This is a genomic window from Microbacterium sp., assembly GCF_011620715.1.
Lineage (GTDB): Bacteria > Actinomycetota > Actinomycetes > Actinomycetales > Microbacteriaceae > Microbacterium.
In genome coordinates this window covers 1-9,006 of the sequence record NZ_WOYP01000116.1, presented here as the reverse complement: position 1 = coordinate 9,006, position 9,006 = coordinate 1, and the positions used below count along the sequence as shown (strand labels likewise).

9 protein-coding genes are annotated in these 9,006 nt (G+C 69.9%); 4 read left to right on the top strand and 5 right to left on the bottom strand.

Features of this window, described 5'->3' with window-relative positions; genetic code table 11:
• Positions 1–25 precede the first annotated feature (25 nt).
• Positions 26–286 carry a glutaredoxin domain-containing protein gene (locus tag QZV84_RS10850; protein ID WP_292829328.1) on the bottom strand — a complete coding sequence of 87 codons (261 nt, stop codon included), beginning with the start codon at positions 284–286 and terminating at the stop codon, positions 26–28.
• 148 nt (positions 287–434) lie between these two features.
• Between QZV84_RS10850 and QZV84_RS10845 the strand changes: the two genes are divergently transcribed.
• Positions 435–1,580 (top strand): glycosyltransferase family 2 protein, encoded by a 1,146-nt coding sequence (locus QZV84_RS10845; RefSeq protein ID WP_292829327.1) that lies wholly within the window; start codon positions 435–437, stop codon positions 1,578–1,580.
• Between the two features lie 29 nt (positions 1,581–1,609).
• Here the strand turns inward: QZV84_RS10845 and QZV84_RS10840 are convergent, their stop codons facing one another.
• The gene (locus QZV84_RS10840; protein WP_292829326.1) at positions 1,610–2,776 is read right to left on the bottom strand and encodes a polysaccharide deacetylase family protein; all 1,167 of its coding nucleotides are present in this window, start codon (positions 2,774–2,776) and stop codon (positions 1,610–1,612) included.
• A gap of 122 nt (positions 2,777–2,898) precedes the next feature.
• Here QZV84_RS10840 and QZV84_RS10835 point away from each other — a divergent pair, with 122 nt between their 5' ends.
• Complete coding sequence (locus tag QZV84_RS10835; protein ID WP_292829325.1) at positions 2,899–3,414, top strand: ACT domain-containing protein; 516 nt, start codon at positions 2,899–2,901, stop codon at positions 3,412–3,414.
• A 40-nt stretch (positions 3,415–3,454) separates the two neighbouring features.
• On the opposite strand, the gene QZV84_RS10830 is transcribed toward QZV84_RS10835, so the two are convergent.
• The 3 genes from QZV84_RS10830 to QZV84_RS10820 all read right to left on the bottom strand — a co-directional run bounded on the left by QZV84_RS10830 (position 3,455) and on the right by QZV84_RS10820 (position 6,596).
• Entirely contained in the window at positions 3,455–4,972 is a 1,518-nt protein-coding gene (locus tag QZV84_RS10830; RefSeq protein WP_292829324.1) for a 2Fe-2S iron-sulfur cluster-binding protein, read from the bottom strand.
• Positions 4,969–5,928, bottom strand: a complete 960-nt coding sequence (locus tag QZV84_RS10825; protein WP_292829323.1) for an FAD:protein FMN transferase — start codon at positions 5,926–5,928, stop codon at positions 4,969–4,971. Before QZV84_RS10825 ends, QZV84_RS10830 begins: the two co-directional genes overlap by 4 nt.
• 272 nt (positions 5,929–6,200) lie before the next feature.
• The gene (locus tag QZV84_RS10820) at positions 6,201–6,596 is read right to left on the bottom strand and encodes a hypothetical protein (RefSeq protein ID WP_292829322.1); all 396 of its coding nucleotides are present in this window, start codon (positions 6,594–6,596) and stop codon (positions 6,201–6,203) included.
• Between the two features lie 128 nt (positions 6,597–6,724).
• Here QZV84_RS10820 and QZV84_RS10815 point away from each other — a divergent pair, with 128 nt between their 5' ends.
• Positions 6,725–7,444 carry a response regulator transcription factor gene (locus tag QZV84_RS10815; protein WP_292829321.1) on the top strand — a complete coding sequence of 240 codons (720 nt, stop codon included), beginning with the start codon at positions 6,725–6,727 and terminating at the stop codon, positions 7,442–7,444.
• Positions 7,441–8,829, top strand: coding sequence for an ATP-binding protein (locus QZV84_RS10810; RefSeq protein WP_292829320.1), 1,389 nt, complete (start codon positions 7,441–7,443; stop codon positions 8,827–8,829). The genes QZV84_RS10815 and QZV84_RS10810 overlap by 4 nt, the downstream gene beginning before the upstream one ends.
• The last annotated feature ends 177 nt before the right edge of the window (positions 8,830–9,006 follow it).

Genomic DNA, 9,006 nt, shown 5'->3' with positions numbered 1-9,006 from the left:
CCTCAGCCTGGTGAGGCCCCACGGGCTAGATGAGGGAGAGCTCGCGGAGCTTCGCCTCGACATCGTCGTTGGAGGGCTCGACGTGGTGGGAGGAATCCGGATACACCACGACGGGGATGTTCGTGCGGCCCGAGATCTCGCGCGCGACGTCGGCGGCGTCCGGGTCGGCCACGAGGTCCACGTAGTCGTAACTCACGCCGAGGGAGTCGAGCTGATTCTTGGTGCGCACGCAGTCGCGGCACCAGTCAGCACCGAACACCGTGATGGTCGAGGAGGAGAGAGTCATGCGTCCATTCTCCGGCATGCAGCCTGAATGACGGCCAAATGCCGCACACTCCTGCGCTGCGGCATCCGCATGCGTGCAGTTCGGGCGCGGATCCTCCTGGATGCGTCACCGCTTCTGCTCGTCCGCAGGCATGCGACGATAGAGCGCAATGCAGTTGTCGATCATCGTCCCGACCTACAATGAAGCTCCCAACGTCGCGGAGCTCGTTCGTCGTGTCACGGACGAGACGCGGGGGCTCGACGCCGAGATCATCTTCGTCGACGACAGCACGGATGCCACTCCCGACGTGGTTCGCGAGGTTGCGGCATCCGCGGCTCTGCCGGTGCGCCTCATCCACCGCGACGTGCGCACCGGCGGTCTGGGCGGCGCGGTCCTCGAAGGCTTCGCCGTCGCCGAGGCCGATGCCTGTCTGGTCATGGACGGAGATCTGCAGCATCCGCCGGAGGAGATCCGCGACATCTACGCGCGATTCGCACGCGGTGACGTCGACGTCGTGGTGGCGTCGCGGTATACGGGAGGCGGCACCTCGGACGGCCTGGCGGGCCGCACCCGGGTCTTCGTATCGAAGGTGTCGACCGCGCTCACCCGGGCCATGTTCCCGGTCCGGCTCAAGGACGTGTCCGATCCGATGACGGGCTTCTTCCTCATCGATCGCCGGGTGGTGGATGCCGCCGCCCTCAAGCCCCGAGGCTTCAAGATCCTGCTCGAGATCCTCGCGCGCAAGAACCTGCGCATCGCCGAGGTGCCGTTCGACTTCGCCGGTCGTCATGCGGGAGAGTCCAAGGCGTCGATGCGACAGGGGATGCACTTCCTCACCCAGCTCACGGCGCTGAGGTTCGGCAAGATGTCGCTGTTCGCCGTGATCGGCGGACTGGGCGCGCTCGCGAACATCGCCATCGTGTGGGGGCTCACCCACCTCGGCGTGAACTACCTCGTCGCGGCGATCATCGCCTCGGAGGTGACGATCATCGCGAACTTCCTGCTGCAGGAGCACTTCGTCTTCCAGGACATGAAGGGCGAGGCATCGGGGGTGTGGGCGCGGTTCGCGAAGTCGTTCACGTTCAACAACGCCGAGCTGCTCATCCGCATCCCGATCGTCGCGCTCATGGTGAGCGGCGGGCACATCTCCGTTGTGATCGCGACCGGGATCACGCTCATCGTCGCCTTCGTGGTGCGGTTCGTCTTCCACTCGCTCGTCGTCTACGCACCGCGCAAGCGGGCGGCGCAGGTCAGCAAGGCGCGTCACATAGTGGAGGAGCTCGACGCTCAGGCGATTTCTCCGGGCGAGCTGTAGGGCCGCGCAGCCCCATATAGGGCCGCGGATCAGCCGATCAGGCTCGTGATCGCGTCGACGTTCATGCCGTAGTTGACGCGGATCACGGGCAGCGCGAGCTTGTCGGTCCCGATCGAGACGTAGCCCGGCTCGATCGTGCGGGCCAGCTCGAACCCCGCCTGCGAGACGCCCTGTTTGGCGGTGTCGTTGTAGTGGCCGTATGGGTAGGCGATCACTTCCTTCACGCCGAGGACCGCTGCGGAGGCCTCGAGGTCGGCGGCGATCTCGTCGGCGGTCCAGTTCACCATCCGGCCTTGTCCGTTCGCTCCGGCCTGGTGCATGTCGTTCGTGTGCGAGCGCCGCAGCACGTACGGGTTCGGCGCGGCGTCCTGCCGATACGCGGTGATCATGAACGACGTGGCCAGCAGCTTGTACTTGTCGACCACCGGCGCGGCGAGGTCGAACCAAGTCTGGTCGGCGTCATCGTCAGTGATGATCACCGAGTGAGTCGGCAGCCACAGGCGGCCGTCGATGAATGCGCTCAGCTCATCCCACGTCGGCAGGTAGAAGCCCCCGGTCGCGATGTGGTTCATGTGCGCGTCGAAATCGCCGATGTAGGCGTAGTTGCCGCGCAGCCAGCCGTCTTCGCCTTCGGGGCGCGTCGTGAACTGGTGGTACATCATGATCGGGATCTGCGCGTTCTCGGCGGCATTCTCGTCGGGCGTCTTCCATGAGCCGTGCAGGGTGATCTGCTGGTCTGTGCACGCGACGAGCTCCGAGCCGTTGAGGCGGCTCGGGATGGCGAAGGCGGCGGCATCCGCCGGGGTGGCGTACCAGCCTGCGAACACGAGGCCGTCCCGCTGCGGGATCGGCAGGCCGGAGTAGAGCACGCCCTGCGTCTGCAGCATGGGCTCGTCGGCGACCCCTTCTCCGGCGAAGCTGACCGCGCAGGCCTGGGGGTCGTCGGTGGTCTCCAGGAGCTGCTGCGACGCCGTGAGCGGCGTCGCGCTCGGAATCGGGGCGGCGCTCGACGACGCCGCTGCGGAGGGCGCGGCCGCGGCATCCGATCCGCCCCGTGTCGCGGCGATCACCGACACAGTCGTCACAACCGCGGCGACCAGCACGACCGCCGAGACGAACACAGCCAGTCGTCGGCGGCGACGCACGCGGGCGGACACGCGGTGCGTCCGCGCACCGCTGCGAGTGGAGTCGGTCACAGTTCTGAATCCCCGAAGACAGATGGCGGTCCGGTTCTCGGACGAGAGCCTCACCGCACATGGTACGGCCCGTTACCGCAGAAGCCGTGGATCCACAGCGCCTGATCGGTACGCTGAGGGTCATGACAACGCTTGTGCTCACGGTGGTCGGCGCCGACCGGGCCGGACTCGTCGCGGCGGTCGCCGATGTCGTCGACGCGCACGGCGGCAACTGGGAGACCAGCGAGCTCGCCGAGCTCGCGGGGGCATTCGCGGGCATCATCGAGGTGTCCGTCGCAGACGACCGAGTGGACGACCTGCGTGCCGCGCTCACCGGGCTCGACGGACTGCTGACCGTCGCGGTCCATGCGAGCGAGACATCGCCGACGGATGACGTGGACATGCGCCGGCTCGCGTTCACGGTGCTCGGCAACGACCGTCCGGGCATCGTCCGCGAGATCTCCGCGACGCTGAGCGCGCACGACCTCAGCATCGAGCGGATGTCGAGCGAAACCTACGATGCGGCGATGTCGGGTGGGCGGCTCTTCGAAGCGAAGATCGTGGCGCGGGCCGCTGCATCCGTCGACATCGACGCCGTGCAGTCCGCGCTCGAAGAGCTGGCCGCCGAGATCCAGGTGGATGTGACCCTCGGATCATGAGATCGCCGCGCGCGGCTCGATCGCGGGCGTTCAGCGTGACTCAGTCGACGATGTCGACCACGAGCCGATCGCTGACCGACCGTGAGACACACGGGTACATGACGCCCGCGGCATCCTTGTCGGCATCCGCGTGCACCGAGTCCAGATGCAGCGGGGTGCCGTCGAGCACCCGCAGCTGGCACGCACCGCACACGCCCTCGCGGCACGACCCGGCGATGGGCGCACCCGCTTCTTCGAGGACGTCGAGGATGCTGCGATCCGCCGCCACCCGGAACGTGCCGACCCCGGCGAGATCGACCTGCACCGGCTTCGGGTCCAGGCCTGACGCACGGTCGAGGGCGACGAAGCGCTCGATGTGCAGGCGGTCGGCCGGCACCGCCTCGACCATTTCGTCGAGCAGAGCGTTCGGGCCGCAGGCGTAGACCTGCGCGGTGCTGAGCGCCGCGATGTGGGCTGCCGGCATCCGGTCGGGGTGCTCGTCTCTGGCGTGGATGGTGACCCGGCCCGGGTAGCGCTCTTCGAGCATCGCGGCGAACGCCATGGTGCGGCGCGAGCGGCCGAGATAGAGCAGCTCCCAGTTGCGCGAGGGCGGCAGCGAGCCGATCATCGCCAGGATCGGGGTGATGCCGATGCCGCCCGCGATGAACAGGTAGTCGGGCGCGGGCTCGAGCGGCAGGTTGTTGCGCGGCGGATCCACCGGCAGCACCTGCCCGATGCGCAGCGTCTCGTGGATGTACCGGCTGCCTCCTGCGGAGTCGGGCTCGAGCTGCACCGCGATCTCGTACCCGTGCCGATCAGCGGGGTCGCCGCACAGCGAGTAGCGGCGTTCGAGGTCGTTCGGCAGGTGCAGGGTGATGTGCGAGCCGGGCGTCCACGGCGGCAGCGGGCCCGGTTCCAGCGACACCAGGCGGATGCCGCGCACGTCGTCGGTGAGGGCGCGGAGCTCCGAGACCCGCATCGGCGTGGGCGTGCGCAGGGTGACGCGGCGGGCCTTGGCGGCGGCGCGGCGCCGCTGCGCGGCCACCGAGCCGACGATGCGGCGCACGATCGCAGCGATCGCGGCGGCGACGATCAGTGCTGTCGACAACGAGACGTACCACGTGCTGCCGCGGTCCGTGCCGGCCATGCCGGCATGCACGGCGACGAGTGCCACGACGAGGTAGCTCGCGTAGTGCAGCCCCTTCCAGAGCCTCCGCGGCAGGAATCGCATCGCGCTCGCCGACAGGGCGACGGCGATCATCAGGTAGAGCGCGACGATGCCGAGGGTCAGCGCGAGCGGTTTGAACGTGGACGCGTAGGGGACCAGGGCGGCCGGGATGCCGAATCCCTGCGACCTCATGTACGGGTCCAGCAGCAGCGACCCGACGTGGATGAGCGTCATCACCAGCGCGATCGTGCTGAGGTGGGCGTGCACGATCCGCAGCCACGCCGGGTTGTCGGCGACCCGCAGGACGCGGGTGGCGAGCAGGATGCCCCAGAGGGTCGTCAGAGTCAGCAGCGACCAGGCGACGATGGCACTCGCCCGGGACGCGTACCACCACAGGTGTGGGTCGGTCATCGGAAATCGCTCCAGTTCGCAGTCGTGTGCATCGTGCCGTCGGCGGTGATCACGAGGGCTGCGGCATCCTGTGTCGGCAGCCACGCAAGGTACTCGGCGACAGGGCGCAGGAATCCGGGCTTGGTGAGCGATTCGGCGCGCGCGCCTGTGCCTGCGATAACGGTGACGGTCTGCACATCGGTGCGGATGCTGCCGCCTGCCCTCGGGTCGAGCAGGTGGTGCACCTCCCCGCCGTCGGTTCCGTTCCACCGCAGCCTGCGGGTGCTCGAGGTTGCCACGGCACCGTGCAGCACCCGCAGGACGTCGCAGTGCTCGCCCGGCCGGAACGGATCTTCCACCCCGATGCGCCACGCATCGCCGTCGGGGGGCGCGCCGGTGGCGAGGATGTCGCCGCCGAACTGCGCCAGCGCGCCGGTCGCGCCGTGTTCGAGCGCATACGCCACCGCGAGGTCGGCGGCGAGGCCCTTGCCGATGCCGCCCGGGTCGAGGGTCGTACCGCGGGGGAGGGTGACGACATCCCCGTCGATGCGGATGCCGTCGAGGTCGCCGCCGGCCTGCGCGGTGAGGGGCAGCCAGGTGGTCAGTCCCGGTTCGACGCGGGATGCCGCATACCCCTCTGCGACGAGGGTCGGAAGCAGCGTGGGGTCGAAGTCGCCGTCGGTGCGCCGGTGCGCTTCGCGCATCTCGCCGATCAGCAGGCAGGTGAGCGGGTCGACGCGCCGCGGCTCACCCTCGGCGAGGTTGAGGGCGGTGATGTCGCTGTCGTGGCGGAACCGGCTCCACAGCGCATCGAGGCGACGGGTGAGGGCGAGGGCGCCCTCGGCAACTGCGAGGTCGGCGTCGACGACGGTGAGCGCGCAGCCGTTGCCCATGACCATGGCCTCGGCCACGGCCCAGGCCGCTGCGGTCGCCGGGGTGGCCGCGACCGGTGGGGTCGCGGCATCCGTCGCAGTCATGTCAGCCGCCCGAACCGGACGTGGTTGCGTTGACAGGCGCCGGGGCGGGCGCCGGTGCCGCCGGTACCGGCTCTGGTGCGGGAGCCGCGGGTGCGGGTGCCGGCGCGGCGGGTGCCGGCGCGGCGGGTGCCGGCGAGGGCGCCGTCACCGGCCCCCCTGATGCCGGTGGCGCCTCCTGCGGCACCGTCACGAATCCCGTGAGAATGCCGCCGAAGGCCGCCACCGACGCCAGGTCAACGAGCACGCGGGTGACGCGTGCCGTGTGGGCGGGATCAGTCGTCGGCTTCGCCATCGTCGCCTGCTTCGCCATCGTCGTGGCTTTCGACCTCGACGTGGGTCGAGTCGTCGGAGTATTCCGTGGTCTCGCGGCTGTCGTCGGTCTCGCCCGTGGTGCTCGCGGATCCGGATCCGCCGGTCGTGGCGTGCACCGGCTGCTTGGCCGGCTGCGGTGCGGGGACGACGGCCGCCTGGCTGTGCTCCGAGTCGGGCGTGCGGGTGGTCGTCGGGTTCGGCGAGCCGAGGCCCGCCGGGTCGCCGGCGACGGCGACGTGGGAAGTCCGGTCGACCGTGTCGAGGACCCCGAGCGTGTTGGCGTTCGCGGCCATGGCGACGGCTGCGGCGCCTACGACGCCGAGGACCGACAGTGTGGTGATCGCTGCGTTCTTCATGAACCTCACGGTACGGAAAGGCCGGTCAAGGGTGGCCCCGCGAATATCCAAGATTCGGCAAATTCGCTGAGAGGTCAGCCCGGCCGGCGGCGAAGGCCGGGCGATGCCGACAGAATGGCGATGTGCGAGTGCTCCTGGTTGAGGATGACGACGCGATCGCCGACGGCATCCTGGATGCACTGAGGCACGCGGGGTTCGAGGGCGTCCGCGTCAACACGGGTGCCGCCGGGCTCGCTGTGGTGGCCGAAGGCGGTGCCGATCTCGTGCTGCTCGACCTCGGGCTGCCCGACCTCGACGGGGTGGAGGTGTGCCGCCGCATCCGTGCCGACTCGTCGGTGCCGGTGATCGTGGTGAGTGCCCGCAACGAGGAGTTCCACCGGGTGCTGGCGCTCGAGGTGGGTGCCGACGACTTCCTCGTGAAGCCGTTCGGCTTCCGTGAGCTCACGGCGCGAGTGCGTGCGGTTGCGCGGCGCTCGTCTCAGCCGGATGCCGCGGCCGCCGCGGCCACTGCGCGCACGTTCGGTCCGCTCACGGTGGATGTGCGGGCGCGGCGAGTGATGCTTGCCGACGTCGAGGTGCACCTGACCGCGAAGGAGTTCGAGCTGCTCGACTACCTCACGGCCGACCCCGGGGCGGTGCTGCGGCGGCCCGACATCTTGCGTGACGTGTGGGGCGTGGCCTGGTACGGAACCACGAAGACTCTTGACGCCCACGTTGCTGCGATCCGCAAGAAGCTCGGCGACCCATCGTGGATCGAAGCCGTGCGCGGGGTGGGCTTTCGGTTCGAGGTGCCCGAGGTGTCGCGCGGCGATGCAGAGTCCCCGCTCCGCGGGGAGGGGCCGGGGTGAGAGCGCGGCTGATGCTCGCGATCATGGGCTTCACCGTGCTCGTGCTCGTGGTGCAGAACGTGCCGTTCGCGTTCTATCTCACCGGCGTCGAGCGCGAGCGCATGGTCACGACGCTCGAGCGCGACGCGTTCGTGCTGGCCGGGCGGCTCGAGGAATCCCTCGAGTCCGGCACTGCGGCGACCAACAAGGTCGTCACCCAGGCCGTGGACGCCTACAGCGCCGCGACCGGTGCGCGGGTCGTGGTGGTCGACGCCGGCGGGACGGCTGTGGCCACGAGCGACACCGACCAGTCCCGCGTCGGCGCCGCATACGGGTCGCGACCTGAGATCGCGAGCGCCCTGGCAGGCCGGATCGCGACGGGCGAACGTTACTCGGAGACGCTCGGCATGAGTCTGCTCTATGTCGCGGTGCCGGTGCTGGCCGGCGACACGATCCGCGGGGCGGTGCGGTTCAGCTACCCGGCACAGCAGTTCTCGGATTCCGCCGCCCGCCAGGTGTGGGGCCTGGTGGCGGTCGCGGGGGTGACGGTGCTGCTCGCCGGGCTGGTGGCGGCCGTGTTCGCAACAGGCATCACTCGGCGGATGCGGCGGCTGCAGGCCACGACCGAGCAGCTGGCCACCGGAGACCTCAGCGCCCGCGCTGACGACGGCGCTGGTGTGCCCGAGGTGCGCGCGCTGGCGCGGTCGTTCAACACCATGGCGGGGCGATTGTCCGGGTTGATGGATGTGCAGCGCTCGTTCGCGTCGGACGCGTCGCATCAGCTGCGCACGCCGCTCACGGCGCTGCGTCTGCGATTGGATGCCGCGCGCAGCCTCGTCGACACCGACCCCGATGCCGCCGCGGAGCGCCTTGCCGCGGCCGACGTCGAACTCGACCGCTTGGGTGCGGTGATCGACGGGCTGCTCACCCTCAGCCGTGCGGAGGCCGATTCCGTGGCGGTCGGCGTGCACGACGCGGCGGCGATCGCCCGCGAGCGGGTGGCGCATTGGCTGCCGCTCGCGCAGGAGGCGGGTGTAGACATCCGTTACGAGGGACCGGCTGCCGCCCCCGCCCTCGCCGTCGAGACCGCTGTGGAGCAGGTGCTCGACAACCTCATCGACAACGCGATGAGTGTGAGTCCCGACGGTACGACGATCACCGTGCGGGTGGATGCGGCCGACCCGGTCGTGATGCACGTGCTCGATGAGGGGCCAGGACTCACCGAAGAAGAGTGCGTGCACGCGTTCGAACGTTTCTGGCGCGGGTCGTCTGACACCGGAGGCAGCGGATTGGGACTGGCGATCGTCGCGCGTCTGGCCCGCGCGAGCGGAGGAAGCGCCCGGCTGAAGCCCCGGGCAGGCGGCGGGCTCGACGCATCCGTCTCGCTCCCTGCGCCGTTGCGGTGAGACGGATCTGCCATCGGGCGGCGGGGGCCCCACTGCCCCGGCGACGATCGGCTCCGGCGCGGGATGGCCGCGTGCCTCGACGAGTGCCTGCACGCCCGCGGCGTCAAGGCGATGCTCGTCGACGTGCGCAGCGAACCAGCCATCGCCGCCCGCATCCGTGACCACAGCGCGCAGTAG

Excerpts from the sequence above, each read along its gene's own strand:
- QZV84_RS10850 (WP_292829328.1), bottom strand. The coding sequence starts at position 286 with ATGACTCTCTCCTCCTCGACCATCACGGTGTTCGGTGCTGACTGGTGC.
- QZV84_RS10845 (WP_292829327.1), top strand. The coding sequence starts at position 435 with ATGCAGTTGTCGATCATCGTCCCGACCTACAATGAAGCTCCCAACGTC.
- QZV84_RS10835 (WP_292829325.1), top strand. The coding sequence starts at position 2,899 with ATGACAACGCTTGTGCTCACGGTGGTCGGCGCCGACCGGGCCGGACTC.
- QZV84_RS10830 (WP_292829324.1), bottom strand. The coding sequence starts at position 4,972 with ATGACCGACCCACACCTGTGGTGGTACGCGTCCCGGGCGAGTGCCATC.
- QZV84_RS10825 (WP_292829323.1), bottom strand. The coding sequence starts at position 5,928 with ATGACTGCGACGGATGCCGCGACCCCACCGGTCGCGGCCACCCCGGCG.
- QZV84_RS10820 (WP_292829322.1), bottom strand. The coding sequence starts at position 6,596 with ATGAAGAACGCAGCGATCACCACACTGTCGGTCCTCGGCGTCGTAGGC.